Source organism: Streptomyces olivochromogenes (genome assembly GCF_021538895.1).
Taxonomy (GTDB): domain Bacteria; phylum Actinomycetota; class Actinomycetes; order Streptomycetales; family Streptomycetaceae; genus Streptomyces; species Streptomyces olivochromogenes_A.
Map to the genome: position 1 here is coordinate 1 of NZ_JADDRL010000097.1, position 16,955 is coordinate 16,955.

Consider the following 16,955-nt stretch of genomic DNA (forward strand, 5'->3'; position numbering starts at 1 on the left):
CGTGCGAGGCGTGATCGTCACCCCATCGGTGGCGCGTCACGCCCCTCGCCGGGGGAGGTCGCCCTCGGCCGTGAGTCACCTGCGTATGGCGCTGTGTCACGGCGTTCCGGGAAGCGTCCGGGAGTTGTCCGCATGTTGTCACACTTCCTTGTAGGCCGTTCCGAGGAGTTCACGAGGGGGGCATGGTCTACTCGTGCCGGGCGGCACACGAGCCGCCGGCACCCGTCACATCCGACGTGGAGGTGCGCCATGTGTTCCCACCAGACCTCGTCCCGCGACAGCGGCGCCCCGCACATCGTCTCCGCCCACCCCGAGCAGGGCTGGAGCCTGTTGTGCGACGGCGGCATCCTCTTCGACGACACGGGTGAGCTGCACCCCGACGGAAGCGTCGTCCCGCCGCACCGCGCCCCGGCCGAGCCGCTGGCGGCCGTGGCCTAGGCCCTCGGCTGTCGTGGCCCAGGACCTGTCCGGCTACGGCAGCACCGCGAAACCGTCGAGTTCGACCAGGGCCTGTTCGTCCCAGAGTCGTACGACCTCGACGACCGCCATCGCCGGGTAGTCCCGGCCCGCCAACCGATGCCAGACACGGCCCAGTTCACGGGCGTGGGTGCGGTAGGCGGCGACGTCTGTGGCGTAGACGGTGACGCGGGCGAGGTCGGCGGGGGTGCCGCCGGCCGCGCGCAGAGCGGCGAGGAGATTGCCGAGCGCCTTCTCGAACTGCTCGGGGAGGGTGTCGCCGGTGACCTTGCCGTCGGTGTCGAGGGCGGTCTGGCCGGCGAGGAAGACCACGCGGGTGCCGGTGGCGACGACCGCGTGGGAGAAGCCGGTCGGCGGGGACAGCTCGGGCGGATTGACGCGCTGGGTCGTCACGGACGGGCCTCCCGGTCGGCGGTGGCGTACAACTCCTTGGCGATGATGCCGCGTTGGACCTCGCTGGCACCCTCGTAGATACGCGGGGCGCGCACCTCGCGGTAGAGGTGTTCGAGCAGATGGCCCCGCTCCAGGGCCCGGGCCCCGTGCAGTTGGACGGCCGCGTCGACGACGTACTGGGCGGTCTCGGTGGCCAGCAGCTTCGCCATCGCGGCGCGCCTGGGCACATCCGGGGCGCCCTCGTCGTAGGCCGTCGCCGCCGCGTAGACCATCAGCCGGGCCGCCTCCGTGCGCAGCGCCATCTCCGCGACCTGGTGGGCGACCGCCTGAAGATCCCTCAACTTGCCGCCGAACGCGTCCCGTCCGGCCGTGTGGGCGAGGGTCGCGTCGAGCGCCGCCTGGGCCATGCCGACGGCGAAGGCGCCGACGCTAGGGCGGAAGAGGTTGAGCGTGCCCATCGCGACCCGGAAACCGCGGTCGACCTCCCCGAGCACGTCGTCCTCGGTCACGGGTACGGCGTCGAAGTCGAGGCTGCCGATGGGGTGCGGGGAGAGCATCTCCAGGGGCGCGCCGGTGAGGCCGGGCCGGTCGGCGGGCACCAGGAAGGCGGTCACCCCGCGGGCGCCGGCGTCGGGGGTGGTGCGCGCGAAGACGGTGTAGAAGTCGGCCTCGGGGGCGTTGGAGATCCAGCACTTCCGCCCGGTGAGCCGCCAGCCGCCCGGCCCCTGCGGATCCGCCCGCAGGCCGAGCGCCGCCGCGTCCGAGCCCGCCCCCGGCTCGCTCAGCGCGAACGCGGCCACCGCCGTGCCCTCGGACACGCGCGGCAGCCAGCGCTCGCGCTGGGCCGGGGTGCCGTGGGCGTGCACCGGGTGGGCGCCCAGGCCCTGGAGGGCGAGGGCGGTCTCGGCCCCCGTGCAGGCGTGCGCCAGGGACTCGCGCATCAGGCACAGGTCCAGGGCCCCGGACGTGAACAGGCGGGCCAGCAGGCCCAGCCGGCCGAGCTCCGCGACGAGCGGGCGGTTGACCCGGCCCGGCTCGGCCTTCTCGGCGAGCGGGCGCAGCCGCCCCGCCGCCAGGGCCCGTATGTCCGCACACCAGGCGGCTTGTGCGGGTTCGAGTGAGAATGCAGGCATCGCCGGTCCCCTCTCCCGTGTTCTCACCCGACGGTATCGCGCACCGTTGACTGTCGTCACCAACACGATACGCTCGCTGGTGCGAGCCCACGCGAGGCCACCAGGCAAGGGGGCGTACCGCCATGAACGTCTCGGCCCACGTCGACACCTTCGCGCGCGACCACCTACCGCCGCCCGAACAGTGGCCCGAGCTCCATTTCGAGCTGCCCGAGCTGCGTTACCCCGATCGGCTGAACTGCGCCGCCGAGCTGCTCGACGATGCCGATCCGGCCCGCCCGGTGTTCCACACCGCCACCGGCCCGACATGGACGTACGGCGACCTGCGCGCCCGCGTCGACCATGTCGCGCACGTCCTCACCGACGACCTCGGCGTGGTCCCCGGCAACCGCGTCCTGCTGCGAGGCCCGACCACGCCCTGGCTCGCGGCCTGCTGGCTGGCGGTGCTGAAGGCGGGCGCGGTCGCCGTCACCGTGCTGGCCCAGCAGCGTCCGCACGAGCTGGCCACGATCTGCGAGATCGCCCGGGTGGGACACGCCCTGTGCGACGTCCGGGCGGTCGACGACCTGACGAAGGCCGAGATTCCCGGGCTGCGCGTCACCACGTACGGCGGTGACACACCGGACGACCTCTTGCACCGCCCGGATCCCGGCACGCCGTACACCGCCGTGGACACCGCGGCCGACGACGTCGCGCTGATCGCGTTCACCTCGGGCACCACCGGCCGCCCGAAGGGGTGCATGCACTTCCACCGGGACGTGCTGGCGATAGCCGACACCTTCTCGAAGCATGTGCTCAGACCCCGTGCGGACGACGTGTTCGCGGGCAGCCCCCCGCTGGGCTTCACCTTCGGGCTGGGCGGGCTGGTGGTGTTCCCGCTGCGGGCCGGCGCCAGCTCCCTGCTCCTCGAACAGGCCGGACCCCAGCAGCTGTTGCCCGCCATCGCCGAGCACCGGGTGTCGGTGCTGTTCACCGCGCCGACCGCCTACCGCGCCATGCTCGACGAGCTGGGCAGCCATGACAGCGCGTCCCTCAGGCGCTGCGTCTCGGCCGGCGAGAACCTGCCCGCCGCCACCTGGCGGGCCTGGCACGAGCGCACCGGCCTGCGCATCATCAACGGCATCGGCGCCACCGAGCTGCTGCACATCTTCATCTCCGCCGCCGACGAGCAGATCCGGCCCGGCACCACTGGCGTGCCCGTACCGGGCTGGCACGCGCGCGTGCAGGACGAGCACGGGGAGCCGGTGCCCGACGGCGAGCCCGGCCTGCTCGCCGTGCGCGGGCCGGTCGGCTGCCGCTACCTCGCCGACCCCCGCCAGCGCGACTACGTCCGCGACGGCTGGAACGTCACCGGCGACACCTACGTCCGCGAGGACGACGGCTACTTCCGGTACGTCGCCCGCGCGGACGACATGATCATCTCGGCGGGGTACAACATCGCCGGACCGGAGGTCGAGGACGCGCTGCTGCGCCATCCGGACGTGGTCGAGGTGGCGGTGGTCGGACGGCCCGACGAGGCACGCGGACACGTGGTGGTGGCGTACGTCGTGCTGAAGGAGGGCGCCGAGCGCGACACCGAGGCGCTGCGCGCTTTCGTCAAGTCCGAGCTGGCGCCGTACAAGTGCCCGCGCGAGATCGTCCTGCTGGACGCGCTGCCCCGCACGGCGACCGGCAAGCTCCAGCGATTCCGCCTGCGCACCGAAGGTGACCAGCAGTGATGCCGAAGACCTAAGATGATCAACGTGTCCGAGCAGCACGCCCCACGGTCCCTCATCGTCACGCTCTACGGCGCGTACGGCCGCTTCATGTCCGGTCCGGTGCCCGTCGCCGAGCTGATCCGACTGCTGGCCGCGGTCGGCGTGGACGCGCCGTCCGTACGCTCGTCGGTCTCCCGGCTCAAACGCCGCGGGCTGCTGCTGCCGGCCCGTACGGCGCAGGGCGCGGCCGGCTACGAACTGTCGGCACAGGCGCGGCAGCTGCTCGACGACGGCGACCGGCGCATCTACGCGACCGTGCCGCCCGAGGACGAGGGCTGGGTGCTCGCCGTGTTCTCGGTGCCCGAGTCGGAGCGGCAGAAGCGGCACGTGCTGCGCTCCCGGCTGGCCGGCCTGGGCTTCGGCACGGCCTCCCCCGGGGTGTGGATCGCCCCGGCGCGGCTGTACGAGGAGACCCGGCACACCCTCCAGCGGCTGCGGCTCGACCCGTACGTCGACTTCTTCCGCGGCGATCACCTCGGCTTCGCGCCGACGGCCGAGGCGGTGGCCCGCTGGTGGGACCTGGCCGCGATCGCCAAGGAGCACGAGGCGTTCCTCGACGTGCACGCGCCCGTGCTGCACGACTGGGGGCACCGCGCGGACACCCCGCCGGAGGAGGCCTACCGCGACTACCTGCTGGCCCTGGACTCCTGGCGCCACCTTCCCTACATCGACCCGGGCCTGCCCACGCACCTGCTGCCCGCCGACTGGCCGGGCGCCCGCTCGGCCGAGGTGTTCCGGGCGCTGCACGAGCGGCTGCGGGACGCGGGGGCGGCCTACGTGGGCCTGTGACCTCCGGCCCCGCCCCGCGGCGCCTCGTCCCGGTCATCCGGCCGGGGTCAGTTCTCCAGCTTGAGCCGGGGCTTGGGGGCGTCCGTGCGACCGGTCTGCGGGGGCCGGCTGCCGGCGCGGTAGGCGTCGGGCCAGACGACGCCGGGACCGTCGTACCCCTGCTCGGCGGCCGCGTGGAGCGTCCAGTGCGGGTCGTAGAGGTGGGGGCGGGCCAGCGCGCACAGGTCCGTACGCCCGGCCAGGAGCAGGGAGTTGACGTCGTCCCAGGAGGAGATCGCGCCGACCGCGATCACCGGGACCCGGACCTCGCTCCGGATACGGTCGGCGAACGGCGTCTGGTACGACCGCCCGTACTCCGGTCGCTCCTCGTCCACCACCTGCCCGCTCGACACGTCGATCGCGTCGGCGCCGTGCGCGGCGAAGGCGCGGGCGATCTCGACGGCGTCCTCGGCCGTGGTGCCGCCCTCGGCCCAGTCGGTGGCGGAGATGCGCACCGTCATCGGCCGTTCCTCCGGCCACACCCCGCGTACGGCGTCGAAGACCTCCAGCGGGAAACGGAGCCGCTTGGCCAGCGAGCCGCCGTAGGCGTCGGTGCGCCGGTTGGTGAGCGGGGAGAGGAAGCCGGAGAGCAGATAGCCGTGCGCGCAGTGCAGTTCGAGGAGGTCGAAGCCGGCCCGGGCGGCACGCCAGGCGGCGGACGTGAACTGCTCCCGTATGTCGGTGAGTTGGGCACGGGAGAGCTCACGCGGGGTCTGGCTGCCCGGCTTGTACGGGATCGGGGAGGCGGCCACCAGCGGCCAGTTGCCGTCGGGCAGCGGTTCGTCCATGCCCTCCCACATCAGCTTGGTCGAGCCCTTGCGCCCGGAGTGGCCCAGCTGCACGCCGATCGCGGTGCCGGGGGCCTGCGTGTGCACGAACTCGGTGATCCGCCGCCAGGCCTCGGCCTGCCGGCCGGTGTAGAGGCCGGTGCAGCCCGGGGTGATCCGCCCCTCCTCGCTGACGCACACCATCTCGGTCATCACCAGGCCGGCGCCGCCGAGGGCGCGGGCGCCCAGGTGGACGAGGTGGAAGTCGCCGGGGACGCCCTGCACCGCCGAGTACATGTCCATCGGCGAGACGACGACCCGGTTGCGCAAGGTCAGTCCGCGCAGCCGGAAGGGGGTGAACATCGGGGGTGTGCCGGGCGGGCAGCCGAACTCGTGCTCCACGGCCTCGGTGAAGTGGGCGTCGCGCAGCCGGAGGTTGTCGTGCGTGACGCGGCGGCTGCGGGTGAGCAGGTTGAAGGCGAACTGGCGGGGCGGCCGGCCGAGGTAGAGCCCGAGGTTCTCGAACCACTCCAGGCTGGCCCGGGCGGCGCGCTGGGTGGAGGCGACGACGGGTTTGCGCTCCGCCTCGTAGGCCGCCAACGCGTCCTGAAGGGACGGCTGTTCCTCCAGGCAGGCGGCCAGGGCGAGGGCGTCCTCCACGGCGAGCTTGGTGCCGGAGCCGATGGAGAAGTGGGCGGTGTGCGCGGCGTCGCCGAGGAGGACGACGTTGCCGTGGGACCAGCGCTCGTTGACGACCGTACGGAAGGTGGTCCAGGCGGACTTGTTGGATCGCAGCGGCCGGCCGCCGAGCGCGTCCGCGAAGATCTTGGCGCAGCGTTCCACGGACTCCGCCTCGCCGAGCTCCTCGAAACCGGCGGCCCGCCACACCTCCTCGCGCATCTCGACGATCACGGTGGAGGCGTCGGACGCGAAGGGGTAGCCGTGCAGTTGCATCACGCCGTGTTCGGTCTCGGCGATCTCGAAGCGGAAGGCGTCGAAGGCGAAGTCGGCGGCGAGCCAGATGTAGCGGCAGCGGTGGGTGGTCACCTGGGGCCGGAACACGTCGGAGTAGGCCTCGCGGGTGGTGCTGTTCACCCCGTCCGCGGCGATGACGAGGTCGTAGGCCTCGCTGAGCCAGGCCGGGTACGGGGCCTCGCTGCGAAAGCGCAGCTCGACGCCGAGGTCGTGGCAGCGCCCGTGCAGGATCTCCAGGAGGCGCTTTCTGCCGAGGGCGGCGAAGCCGTGTCCGCCGGAGGTGTAGCCGGTGTTGCGGTGGACGATGTCGATGTCGTCCCAGCGCACGAAGTCCCGTTGGAGGGCCTCGTAGACCGTCGGGTCGGCGTGTTCGATGCCGCCGAGGGTCTCGTCGGAGAGGACCACGCCGAAGCCGAAGGTGTCGTCGGGGGCGTTGCGTTCCCAGACGGTGACGTCGCGGGTGGGGTCGAGGCGTTTGAGCAGGGCGGCCGCGTACAGGCCACCGGGGCCGCCGCCGATGATCGCGATGCGTTGAGGGTGGCTGGTGGGCATGGTCACCGCCCTTGCCATTTCGGAGGGCGCTTTTCCTTGAAAGCCGCGTGGAACTCCGCGTAGTCCTCGCCGTTCATCAGCAGTGCCTGTGTCGAGGCGTCCAGTTCCACCGCTGCCGCCAGTGGCATGTCCAGTTCGGCGGTGAGCAGGGCCTTCGTCTGGGCGTGGGCCAGGGCCGGGCCGTCGGCCAGGCGGCGGGCGAGGGCCTGGGCCGCCTCGTCGGCGTGGCCGTCCTCGGTGAGCTGGCTGATCAGGCCGATCCGCTCGGCCTCCGCCGCGCGCACGGACTCGCCCAGCATCAGCAGCCGGGTGGCGTGGCCGAGGCCGACGACCCGGGGCAGCAGGTAGGCCGCGCCCATGTCGCCGCCGGACAGGCCGACCCGGGTGAAGAGGAAGGCGAAGCGGGCCGTGTGGTCGGCGACCCGGAAGTCGGCCGCCAGGGCCAGCACCGCGCCGGCCCCGGCCGCCACACCGTGCACCGCGGCGATCACCGGGAACGGGCACTCGCGTACGGCCCGGACGACCTGCCCGGTCATCCGGTTGAAGTCGAGGAGCTGGGCGGTGTCCATGGACAGGGTCGCGCCGATGATCTCGTCGACGTCGCCGCCCGAGCAGAAGCCCCGGCCTTCTCCGGCCAGCACCAGGGCGCGCACCGACCGTTCGCGGGACAGCTCGGCGAGCAGGTCGCGCAGATCGGCGTAGGCGCCGAAGGTGAGGGCATTGAGTTTGTCGGGGCGGGCGAGGGTCACGGTGGCGACGCCGTCGGCGAGCTCGACCCGCAGGTGCTGCCAGTCGCCGGTGCGGGCGGCGGAGCCGGTGAAGGGACTCATGGCGTGCGGCCTCCTTGGGCGGCGGTGCCTCACGTAGCTCTACCCCATGAAGCTATCACCCATTTGTGACTGTCGTCACGACCGCGCGACAGCGCTGCCGCCATATGGCCGAGTCCGGTCACGTCCGTCACCGGACGTCGATAACGCGGTAACAGCCCGAGCGGGCGTGCGAGGCGGGCCGCCGGCCCGGGTAAGCCGCCTGTACCGGGGCGGAAGGCCCCGTGCGGGGCCCGTCGAGAGCCGCTGTAGTCGGGCCCCGTACCATTCCTGAGATTGAAAGCAGGACAGCCTGCTCCATGAACGGAACAGTCTTGTACGAACCCTCCTCCGCCCCGGCCTCCTGGCGCATCGCCCTGCCGCACACCGCGGCCGCGGTGCCGGTCGCGCGTGCGCTGGTGCGCACGGCGCTGGCCGAGCGGGAGCACGCGGCCGACTGCGACACCGCGGAGCTGCTCACGGCGGAGCTGGTCGCCAACGCGGTGGAGCACACCGCGGGGCACGGCCCGATAGAGCTGGTGGTGGAGCTGCTGCCGACCGGCTGCCAGGTCGAGGTGCACGACGCGGACCCGGCGCCGCCCGGCAACCTCACCCGGCCCACCGTCGAGACGCCGGACCCGTGGCAGGAGCACGGGCGTGGTCTGCTGCTGATCCGCGCCCTGAGCTCGTCCTGCGGTCACCGCCCCACCCCGTCGGGCAAGGCGGTGTGGTTCAGACTGCCTGTGGTACCGCGTCAGTGGCGTCCTGCGTGACCTCCGCGTCGACGGTCCTGCCGAGCGTGGAGTTCCGGCGCCCGTAGGCGAGGTACACCAGGAGCCCGACCACGAGGAACGCCGCGAACTGGATCCAGGTGGTCCAGCCCGTCTCGTACATCAGGTAGAGGCAGAAGCCGACGCCGAGCACCGGGACGACGGGGTACAGCGGCACCCGGAAGGTGCGGGCGAGGCCCGGTTCGCGGCGGCGCAGGGCGATCACCGCGATGTTGACGGCGGCCATGATGGCGAGCGTGCCGATGGTGCACAGGTTCATCACGGCGTCCAGCGGCGCGAAGGCCGCCGGGAGCGCGAAGACGAGCGCGACGATGAGGGTGCCGGCCACGGGGGTCGAGGTCCGGGGGGAGACCTTCTCGAAGACGCGCGGGACGAGTCCGTCGCGGGACATCGACATCAGGATGCGGGTCTGGCCGTACATCACGGCGAGCACCACGGACGCGATGGCGACCACCGCGCCGAAGGCGATGACCCCGCCGCCGATCTCGGACCCGGTGACCTGGTTGACGACGTACGACAGCGCGGCGGGCCGGCCTGCGACCTGGTCGCCGCCGATGGCGCCGATGGCGGCGACGGCGACCGCGCAGTACAGCAGCGTGACCAGGCCCATGCAGACGAGGATGGCGACCGGGATGTCACGGCGCGGGTTCTTCGCCTCCTCGCCGGCCGTGGTGATCGCGTCGAAGCCGATGTACGAGAAGAAGGCGGCCGTGGTGCCGGCGCCGATGCCGCCGAGTCCGGCCGGGGAGAACGGGGTGAGGTTGCCGTCCTTGAAGGCGCTGTATCCGATGGCGCAGAAGGCGACCAGGATGGCCAGCTTCACCGCGGCCATGGCGGCCGTCGCGCGGGCGCTCTCGCGCACGCCGCGCACCAGCAGCACGCAGGCCATGGCGATGACGATCACGGCGGGCAGGTTGACGACGCCGTGGTCGGCGGGACCGGCGGACAGCGCCTGGGGCAGCTGCCACCCGGTGAGGCTGTGCAGCAGTTCGTTGACGTACTCGCTCCAGCCGACGGCGACGGCCGAGATCGAGATGCCGTACTCCAGGAGCAGGCACCAGCCGACCAGGAAGGCGGTGGTCTCGCCGAGTCCCGCGTAGGCGAAGGAGTACGACGAGCCGGAGACCGGGATCGCGCCGCCCAGCTCCGCGAAGGAGAAGGCGGTGAAGACGCAGGTGATCGCGGCGAGGATGAAGGAGACGACGACCGCAGGACCGGCCTGGGCGACCGAGCCGGACAGGCCGACGAAGATGCCGGTGCCGACGATCGCGCCGACGCCGAAGCAGATCAGCTGGAAGAGGCCCATCGTGCGCTTGAGGCCGTGTCCCTCGCGGTCGGCGCCGGATTCGGCTATCAGCGCGCCGGGGGACTTGATGCGTGGAGCGGGCATGCGGGTGGTGCTCGTTTCTGATGGTGCTGGTGCGACGGATGTGTCGCGGTGGCGGCCGTGGCAGGGGTGGCTCAGGGCCGCCGGTCAGGATAAGGCCTGTTCAGGCCTTCGAGGCGCCGGTCAAGGAGCCGGTCAGGCGGGGCTCGGTGCCGTGGAGCCGGCGAGCGTGGCCACGAGGACGGCCTTGATGGTGTGCATGCGGTTCTCCGCCTCGTCGAAGACCACGGAGTGCTCCGACTCGAAGACCTCGTCGGTGACCTCCAGCTCGGTCAGCCCGTGCCGCTCGTGGATCTCGCGGCCGATGTCGGTGCCGAGGTCGTGGAAGGCCGGCAGGCAGTGCAGGAACTTCACGGTGTCGTTGCCGGTGGCGCGCAGCACGTCCATGGTCACGGCGTACGGGCCCAGCAGCGCGATGCGCTCGTCCCAGACCTCCTTGGGCTCGCCCATGGACACCCAGACGTCGGTGGCGACGAAGTCGGCGCCGCGCACGCCCTCCTTCACGTCGTCGGTGAGCGTGATCCGGGCGCCGGACGCGCCGGCCAGTTGCTGGGCCACCTCGACGATCGTGTCGTCCGGCCACAGCAGCCGGGGCGCGACGATCCGCACGTCCATGCCCAGCAGGGCGCCGGTGACCAGGTAGGAGTTGCCCATGTTGTAGCGGGCGTCACCGAGGTAGGCGAAGGCGATCTCGGTCAGCGGCTTGTCGGTGTGCTCGGTCATGGTGAGCACGTCGGCGAGCATCTGGGTGGGGTGCCACTCGTCGGTCAGACCGTTGTAGACGGGGACGCCGGCATAGGCGGCCAGCTCCTCGACGATGCCCTGGCTGTGCCCCCGGTACTCGATGGCGTCGAACATCCGGCCGAGGACCCGGGCGGTGTCCTTCACCGACTCCTTGTGCCCCATCTGCGAGCCGGAGGGATCGAGGTACGTCGTCGAGGCGCCCTGGTCGGCGGCGGCGACCTCGAACGCGCAGCGGGTGCGTGTCGAGGTCTTCTCGAAGACCAGGGCGATGTTCCTGCCCCGCAGGTACCGCGTCTCGGCCCCCGCCCGCTTGGCCGCCTTCAGCTCGGCGGCCAGCTCGATCAGGCCGCGGAACTCCGCCCCGGTGAAGTCCAGCTCCTTGAGGAAGTGGCGGCCTGCGAGGGAGGTCGGGACTGTCGCCATGGGGGCGCTCCAGACGTACGAGAACAGTGAAGACTTGGAACCCTATACGAAGATTCACATTTCTATGCAGCCGCGTCTCGCTCTACGGGACAGCTCATGCAGCGCGGCCCTCCCCTGCCGCGCCCCAGCTCGCTGCCCGGGATCTCGATCACCTCGATGCCCTGCTTGCGCAGGTGCGTGTTGGTGGTGGAGTTCCGCTCGTAGGCGACGACCACGCCGGGTTCCACGGCGAGGACGTTACAGCCGTCGTCCCATTGCTCGCGCTCGGCGGCGTGCACGTCCTGGGTGGCGGTCAGGACCCGGATCTCGCTCAGACCCAGGGCGGCGGCGATCGCGCGGTGCATGTGCTCCGGCGGGTGGTCGGTGACCTTGAGCTCCTTGTCGCCGCTGCCCGGTTCGATGGTGTACGAGCGCAGCATGCCGAGCCCGGCGTACTGGGTGAAGGTGTCGCCGTCGACCATCGTCATCACGGTGTCGAGATGCATGAAGGCCCGCCGCTTGGGCATGTCGAGCGCGACGATCGTACGGGCCGACCCCGCCGCGAACAGCTTGTGCGCGAGCATCTCCACGGCCTGCGGGGTGGTGCGCTCGCTCATGCCGATCAGCACGGCGCCGTTGCCGATCACCAGGACGTCGCCGCCCTCGATGGTGGAGGGGTAGTCGGACTGGCCCCGGGACCAGACGTGGAAATCCTCGTCACGGAAGAGGGGGTGGTGCCGGTAGATCGCCTCGAAGTGCACGGTCTCGCGCCGGCGGGCGGGCAGCCGCATGGCGTTGATGGAGACGCCGTCGTAGATCCAGGCGGACGTGTCACGGGTGAAGAGGTGGTTGGGCAGCGGGCCGAGCAGGAAGTCGTCGAGGTCCATCACATGGAAGCGGACGGAGGTCGGCTCCGCGTGCGCGTCCAGGAACTCGCGCTTGGTCATGCCGCCGACCAGCGCCTCGGCGAGTTCGCGTGCGGGCAGGGTCTCGAAGGCGGCGCGCAGATGGTCGGTGGCCAGCGGGCCGTACTCCTTCTCGTCGAAGACCCGGTCCAGTACGAGCGTGCGGGCCGCCGGGATCGCCAGGGCCTCGGTGAGCAGCTCGCCGAAGAGGTGGACGATGACCCCCCGGTCGCGCAGCACGTCGGCGAAGCCGTCGTGCTCGGCGCGCGCCCGACGCACCCACAGCACGTCGTCGAAGAGGAGGGCGTCCTTGTTGCTGGGGGTGAGCCTTTTGAGCTCAAGATCCGGCCGGTGCAGGATGACGCGGCGCAGCCGCCCGGCCTCGGAGTCGACATGGAATCCCATGCCTCCATCCTGACCATCGAAGACCGCCTTCACCCCCTGCTCGACCGTTTCCGCACGCTCTAGTTTTCGTCCCATTGACGACAAGCGGCCTTGTCGATTATCGTCCACATGACGAAAAACGATGAGGGGGGTCCCATGGCCGACATCACGCGGCGCCTGGGCTGGCGCCACCTGCGAGGCGCGCCGACGGCGCACATCAGACACCACCGCTCGGGAGAGCTGGCCCACGACGGCCCGGGGCTCAGCTTCTGGTTCCGCGCGCTGACCGCCGCGCTCTCCGAGGTGCCGGTCGACGACCGGGAGCTGGCGATGACCTTCCACGCCCGGACGTCCGACTTCCAGGACGTGGCGGTGCAGGCGACGGTCACCTACCGGATCGGCGACCCGGCCGTGGCCGCCGCCCGCCTCGACTTCTCGATCGACCCGGACACCGGGGCCTGGCGCGGCACGCCGCTCGAACAGCTGGCCACGTTGCTCACCGAGGCGGCGCAGGAGCACGCGCTGGGCGTGCTGGCCCGCACGCCCCTGTCGGCGGCGCTGGTCGATGGCGTCAGCGCGGTGCGCGAGCGGATCGCCCAGGGGCTGGGCGGGGAGCCCCGCCTGCCGGCCACCGGCATCGAGGTGGTCGCCGTCCGCGTGGTGGCGCTGCGACCCGAGCCGGAGGTGGAGCGGGCGCTGCGCACGCCGGCCCGTGAGCAGATCCAGCAGGAGGCCGACCGGGCCACCTACGAGCGGCGGGCGGTGGCCGTCGAGCGGGAGCGGGCCATCGCCGAGAACGAGCTGGCCAGCCAGATCGAACTCGCCCGGCGTGAGGAGCAGTTGGTCGACCAGCGCGGTACGAACGCCCGCCGCGAGGCCGAGGAGCACGCGGCGGCGGACGCGGTGCGCGCGCAGGCCGAGGCGGCACGGTCCGTGAAGCTCGCCGAGGCGGAGGCGGCCCGGACGGTGCGGCTCGCCGACGCGGAGGCGGCCCGGACCGTGAAGCTCGCCGAGGCCGAGGCGGCGCGTTCGGCTCGGCTCGCCCGCGCGGAGGCCGAGGGCGCGCGCGAGGTGGGTGAGGCGCGGGCGGCGGCGCAGGCCGCGTGGCTGCGGGTGCACCAGGACGCCGGGGTGGACGGCATGGCGACGCTGCACGCGCTGACCGCGACGCGGCTGGCGGAGAACCTGCCCAGGATCGACAGCCTCACCGTGTCGCCGGACGTGGTGACGGGGCTGCTCGCCCGGCTCGGCGGGGCCCCGGGGAACCCTGAATGAGTCTCGCGCCGCGTGCCGTACTGGTCCACCGCACCACGGAGTACGAGGAGTTGACGGCCCGCTACGGCACGCACGGCCAGGCCGCCTTCGTCCTCGCCTCCCGCGGCCGTGACATCGACGAGGTCGCCGAGCGCCACCACCGCACCCGCCGCGCGCTCGCCGAGGTGGCCGCGGCGGTGCCGCTGAGCTGGCGGCAGAGCCGGGTGGAGCGGGCCGACCTGGACCGCTTCCTGTTCGCTCCGGAGGACGTGGTGGTCGTGGTCGGCCAGGACGGGCTGGTGGCGAACGCCGCCAAGTACCTCACGGGCCAGCCGGTGGTGGGCATCGACACCGATCCCGGCCGCAACCCCGGCGTGCTGGTCCGGCACCGGCCGGCGGCCGCCGCGGCACTGCTGCCGGCCGCCCTGGCCCGGGGCACCGGCGCGGACGAGCTCACCATGGTCGAGGCCGTCGCGGACGACACGCAGCGGCTGGTCGCGCTCAACGAGATCTATCTGGGCGCGGCCGGCCACCAGACGGCCCGCTACCGCCTGGGCCTCGACGGCGACGGGGGTGTCGTCGAGGCCCAGGCCTCCTCCGGGGTCCTGGTGGGCACCGGGACCGGAGCCACCGGCTGGCTGCGGTCGCTGTGGCAGGAGCGGGGCGGCCGGCTGCCGCTGCCCGCGCCGTCCGAGGACCGGCTGCTGTGGTTCGTCCGGGAGGCCTGGCCGTCGCCCGCCACGGGGACCTCCCTGGTGGCGGGCGAACTCGCGGCCTCGGCCGCCCTCTCGGTCACCGTCGAGTCCGACCGGCTCATCGCCTTCGGCGACGGCATCGAGAGCGACGCGCTGGAACTGACCTGGGGGCAGACGGTCCGGATCGGGGTGTGCGGGCAGCGGCTGCGGCTGGTCGGCTGAGGTCCGGTCCCGAGGACCTCGGCCGGCCCCGGCCTCAGATCCCGGTGCAGGGCACCGGCCAGCTCCGGATGCGGGGCGGCAGCGCCACCGCCCAGCCGTCGGTGACCAGCGCCAGCCGCTCGGCGGCGAGCAGACCGACGGCCTCCTGGTGTACGGCGTCCAGCGCGTCCAGGGGTGTGGGCTCCCCCAGGCGGTCGAAGGCGGCGAGCAGGTCGGGGTGGTCGAGGGTGAGGCGGGCGGCGGTGCCGGCGTCCCTGCGGTCCAGGACGGTGACGAAGCCGGGGCCACGCCGGTGGTAGAGCGCCCCGTAGACGTATCCGGTCCGCCACGCGGTCAACTCCCCCGGCTCACCGGCACGTTCGGCGGGGGGCGGCAGATGGCGCAGCACGCGGAGGTCGTACGGGGGCCCCGCGTCGTCCGCCGCCCAAGTCCAGGCGGCGTCCAGGCCCCGGCCCACGCACTCGCGCAGGAACTGGACCGCCACGGCCGTCTCCCGGCCGCCCGCGGCGAGGCGCAGCGGGCCGTCCACCGCCACCCGGCGGCCCCGGACGCGGTGCGGGACCGCGGCGGGCAGCCCGGTCATCCGGCCACCGCCGCGCCGTCGGGCATCCGGACCGGAGCGTCCCAGGTGGGCAGCGAGACATAGGTGGGTCCGTCGCGGAACAGCAGGCCCAGGCGGAAGGTGTGCCGGACCCACTCGCCGAGCTCCGCGGCGCTCACCACGTGGCCGTCGTCCGCCAGCAGCCGGTGCAGCGCGGACTCGGTCCGCCCCTCCTCCAGCCGACGCAGCGCGGCCGCCGCCCAGCCCGTGAGGCGGTGGGTGGTGTGCGGCCGGCCGTGCCGCCGGTCGTGCACGAGGAGGTCCTCGCCGTCCTCCTCGAACAGCAGGCGCGAGTGCGGATGTCCGGCCCGCCACTGGGCGACGGCCTCCTTGAGCCGCCGCTCGGCCCGGCCCGCGATACCGGCGTCCTCGCTGTCGAACAGGTAGACCAGATCGGCGAGTTCGTCCTCGGGCAGGTCGTAGACGTGCTGGTACATCTCGGCCGGGCGCCGCTTGCCGAAGCCGAGGCCCGGGTCGGTGAAGTGCGGGCTGAACCGCTCCAGTTGGATGCGGTGGGCGCCGCTCGGCGGCTGGAGGTGGACGAGCGCCGGGATCTGGTCGATCACGGGGTCGTAGTCCTCGGCGCTCTCGCCGGGGAAGCCGTAGAGGAGGTTCCAGGAGCAGGTGAGCGCGTGGTTCTCGCACTCCCTGAGCGTGCGGATGTTGCGGGCGCCGGTGACGCCCTTGTCCATGAGGTCGAGGACCCGGCTGCCCAGGCTCTCGATGCCGGGCTGGATGTGCACCGTGCCCGACTCGCCCAGGAGGCGGAGTTGGTCGCGGGTGAGATTGGACTTGACCTCGTAGTGCAGCCGCAGGTCCCAGCCGCTCTCGACCACGCGCGGCAGGAAGTCCCGGAAGTAGGCCATGTCGATGATGTTGTCGACGGTGACGACGTCCAGGAGCCGGTGGCGTCGGACGAGGCGGTCGATCTCCTCCCACAGCCGCTGACCCGGCTTGGCGCGGAAGGCCATGGACGAGCCGTTGAGCCCGCAGAAGGTGCAGTGGTGCTTCTCGCCCCACCAGCAGCCCCGGGCGCCCTCGACGACCAGCTTGGGATGGACGTACTCCAGGACCGGGGAGGCTTCCAGAGCGGCCTGCCAGTCGTCGTAGTCGGGCGAGGGTATGTCGGCGGGCGCCACCGTCCGCCGCGTCTCGGTGTTGGCCCGGGACAGCTCCCCGTCCCACCAGCACAGGCCGGGTACGTCCACCGGCGGGGTGCCCTCGTCCAGGTGGCGTAACAGGGCGGGGAGGGCGTACTCCGCCTCGCCGCGCACCACGTGATCGACGAACCGGTGGTTGCGGTGCAGGGCATGGCCCATGGGGCCGTCGCAGTTGCTGCCGCCGAGGACGACCGTCAGCTCCGGGCGGCGCCGCTTGAGTTCGCGGGCGAGCGCGAGGGAGGACACGTTCTGCATGAACGTGGTGGTGAACCCGACGACGTCGGGCCGCGTGGCGAGCACCTCCGTGGCGCACGCGGCGATGAAATCGGCGGCGTACGGCCGCATGTCGAGGGCCGTGTCGATGAAGACGTCACGGGCGGCGGCGTAGTCCCGCAGCCGTGCGGTGCCCCAGTCGGGGTCGTCGTACAGGGCGCCCGAGAAGACCCAGTCGCCCAGGCCGTGGAAGATCGAGTCGCTGCCGACGGACACGTAGTCGCCGGGGCGCAGCCGCCCCGCGGAGCGCTCCAGGAGGAACTCCGCCCAGCGCAGCGACCCGTGGAACTCGGTCACCTCGTCGGCCGGGCGGGCCCGCCGCACCAGGCGGTGCAGCAGGCCCACCTGCAGCGAGGGGAGGTCGATCGGATGCCAGGGCATCGTCACCAGCTGAACGCGCATGCCGCCCCTCCGGTCAGCGGGTCGGCCGCTTCTCCAGGATCGCCGGCCGG

The 16,955-nt window shown here is 72.6% G+C and carries 15 protein-coding genes; 6 read left to right on the forward strand and 9 right to left on the reverse strand.

Annotation, left to right across the window (positions count from 1 at the left end):
* The first annotated feature begins 249 nt into the window (after window positions 1-249).
* Window positions 250-438: a DUF5999 family protein gene (locus IPZ69_RS35040; protein ID WP_235458725.1), complete on the forward strand. Its 189-nt coding sequence runs from the start codon at window positions 250-252 to the stop codon at window positions 436-438.
* 33 nt (window positions 439-471) lie between these two features.
* Here the strand turns inward: IPZ69_RS35040 and IPZ69_RS35045 are convergent, their stop codons facing one another.
* Both IPZ69_RS35045 and IPZ69_RS35050 read right to left on the reverse strand, forming a co-directional pair.
* Entirely contained in the window at window positions 472-870 is a 399-nt protein-coding gene (locus tag IPZ69_RS35045) for a RidA family protein (RefSeq protein WP_235458726.1), read from the reverse strand.
* Window positions 867-2,003: an acyl-CoA dehydrogenase family protein gene (locus IPZ69_RS35050; protein WP_235458727.1), complete on the reverse strand. Its 1,137-nt coding sequence runs from the start codon at window positions 2,001-2,003 to the stop codon at window positions 867-869. The genes IPZ69_RS35045 and IPZ69_RS35050 overlap by 4 nt, the downstream gene beginning before the upstream one ends.
* A 50-nt stretch (window positions 2,004-2,053) precedes the next feature.
* Here IPZ69_RS35050 and IPZ69_RS35055 point away from each other — a divergent pair, with 50 nt between their 5' ends.
* Together IPZ69_RS35055 and IPZ69_RS35060 are read left to right on the forward strand one after the other, a co-directional pair.
* The gene (locus tag IPZ69_RS35055; RefSeq protein ID WP_235458751.1) at window positions 2,054-3,718 is read left to right on the forward strand and encodes an AMP-binding protein; all 1,665 of its coding nucleotides are present in this window, start codon (window positions 2,054-2,056) and stop codon (window positions 3,716-3,718) included.
* A gap of 15 nt (window positions 3,719-3,733) precedes the next feature.
* A complete protein-coding gene (locus tag IPZ69_RS35060) occupies window positions 3,734-4,546 on the forward strand; it encodes a PaaX family transcriptional regulator (protein ID WP_235458728.1) in 813 nt (270 codons plus the stop codon).
* A 47-nt stretch (window positions 4,547-4,593) separates the two neighbouring features.
* Here IPZ69_RS35060 and IPZ69_RS35065 read toward each other — a convergent pair whose 3' ends face one another.
* Together IPZ69_RS35065 and IPZ69_RS35070 are read right to left on the reverse strand one after the other, a co-directional pair.
* The gene (locus IPZ69_RS35065; RefSeq protein WP_235458729.1) at window positions 4,594-6,879 is read right to left on the reverse strand and encodes a bifunctional salicylyl-CoA 5-hydroxylase/oxidoreductase; all 2,286 of its coding nucleotides are present in this window, start codon (window positions 6,877-6,879) and stop codon (window positions 4,594-4,596) included.
* A 2-nt stretch (window positions 6,880-6,881) separates the two neighbouring features.
* Window positions 6,882-7,709, reverse strand: a complete 828-nt coding sequence (locus IPZ69_RS35070; RefSeq protein WP_235458730.1) for an enoyl-CoA hydratase family protein — start codon at window positions 7,707-7,709, stop codon at window positions 6,882-6,884.
* 296 nt (window positions 7,710-8,005) lie between these two features.
* On the opposite strand from IPZ69_RS35070, the gene IPZ69_RS35075 reads away from it, so the two are divergent.
* Window positions 8,006-8,458: an ATP-binding protein gene (locus tag IPZ69_RS35075; RefSeq protein ID WP_235458731.1), complete on the forward strand. Its 453-nt coding sequence runs from the start codon at window positions 8,006-8,008 to the stop codon at window positions 8,456-8,458.
* Here the strand turns inward: IPZ69_RS35075 and IPZ69_RS35080 are convergent.
* The 3 genes from IPZ69_RS35080 to IPZ69_RS35090 all read right to left on the reverse strand — a co-directional run bounded on the left by IPZ69_RS35080 (window position 8,418) and on the right by IPZ69_RS35090 (window position 12,319).
* Window positions 8,418-9,866 carry an amino acid permease gene (locus IPZ69_RS35080; RefSeq protein ID WP_235458732.1) on the reverse strand — a complete coding sequence of 483 codons (1,449 nt, stop codon included), beginning with the start codon at window positions 9,864-9,866 and terminating at the stop codon, window positions 8,418-8,420. The two genes, IPZ69_RS35075 and IPZ69_RS35080, sit on opposite strands and share 41 nt — an antisense overlap.
* Window positions 9,867-9,998: 132 nt before the next feature.
* Window positions 9,999-11,030, reverse strand: a complete 1,032-nt coding sequence (gene argF, locus IPZ69_RS35085) for an ornithine carbamoyltransferase (RefSeq protein WP_235458733.1) — start codon at window positions 11,028-11,030, stop codon at window positions 9,999-10,001.
* 62 nt (window positions 11,031-11,092) lie between these two features.
* Window positions 11,093-12,319 carry an arginine deiminase gene (locus IPZ69_RS35090; RefSeq protein ID WP_235458734.1) on the reverse strand — a complete coding sequence of 409 codons (1,227 nt, stop codon included), beginning with the start codon at window positions 12,317-12,319 and terminating at the stop codon, window positions 11,093-11,095.
* Between the two features lie 135 nt (window positions 12,320-12,454).
* Here IPZ69_RS35090 and IPZ69_RS35095 point away from each other — a divergent pair, with 135 nt between their 5' ends.
* Window positions 12,455-13,573 carry an SPFH domain-containing protein gene (locus IPZ69_RS35095; protein ID WP_235458735.1) on the forward strand — a complete coding sequence of 373 codons (1,119 nt, stop codon included), beginning with the start codon at window positions 12,455-12,457 and terminating at the stop codon, window positions 13,571-13,573.
* Entirely contained in the window at window positions 13,570-14,469 is a 900-nt protein-coding gene (locus IPZ69_RS35100; protein WP_235458736.1) for a hypothetical protein, read from the forward strand. Before IPZ69_RS35095 ends, IPZ69_RS35100 begins: the two co-directional genes overlap by 4 nt.
* A gap of 34 nt (window positions 14,470-14,503) precedes the next feature.
* Here the strand turns inward: IPZ69_RS35100 and IPZ69_RS35105 are convergent, their stop codons facing one another.
* Both IPZ69_RS35105 and IPZ69_RS35110 read right to left on the reverse strand, forming a co-directional pair.
* On the reverse strand, window positions 14,504-15,052 hold the full coding sequence (locus IPZ69_RS35105; protein WP_235458737.1) for a DUF5825 family protein: 549 nt from the start codon (window positions 15,050-15,052) through the stop codon (window positions 14,504-14,506).
* Window positions 15,049-16,905 carry a RiPP maturation radical SAM C-methyltransferase gene (locus IPZ69_RS35110; RefSeq protein ID WP_235458738.1) on the reverse strand — a complete coding sequence of 619 codons (1,857 nt, stop codon included), beginning with the start codon at window positions 16,903-16,905 and terminating at the stop codon, window positions 15,049-15,051. Before IPZ69_RS35110 ends, IPZ69_RS35105 begins: the two co-directional genes overlap by 4 nt.
* Window positions 16,906-16,955: the final 50 nt, after the last annotated feature.